The 475-nt window shown below is 61.7% G+C and carries 1 protein-coding gene; it reads left to right on the top strand.

Annotated elements, in window-relative coordinates; genetic code table 11:
* The coding region (locus AACY49_RS30670; RefSeq protein ID WP_339528045.1) for a family 43 glycosylhydrolase at nucleotides 1–475 on the top strand (475 nt) is incomplete at both ends.

Here is a 475-nt window from a genome sequence, read left to right as displayed (position 1 = left end):
ATCGATCCGTCCATCTTCTGGGACGGCGACACGGCGTATATCGTCAACAACGGTGCCCCCGACGAAACGCCACGCTACGAAGGCCATCGCGCGATCTGGATGCAGGCGTTCGACTGGCGGACGCTGAAGCTCGTCGCGCCGCGAACACAGATCGTCAATGGCGGGGTCGACCTGTCCAAAAAGCCCATTTGGATCGAAGGTCCGCACCTCCTGAAACGCGACGGTCGCTATTATCTGATCGCCGCCGAGGGCGGGACGAGCGACAACCATTCGGAGGTCGTCTTCCGCGCCGATTCCGTTGACGGCCCCTATGTGCCCTTTCCGGGCAATCCGATTCTCACCCAGCGTACGCTCGACCCCAGCCGCGCCAATCCGGTGACATCGGCGGGCCATGCAAAGTTCGTCCAGACGCAGAACGGAGAGTGGTGGGCGACCTTCCTCGCGACGCGTCCCTATAAAGACGGACTCTACAATA

Origin of the sequence: Pseudomonas sp. EL_65y_Pfl2_R96, assembly GCF_963970905.1 — a bacterium.
GTDB lineage: Bacteria > Pseudomonadota > Gammaproteobacteria > Pseudomonadales > Pseudomonadaceae > Aquipseudomonas.
This window is presented reverse-complemented; position numbering and strand designations above follow the sequence as displayed.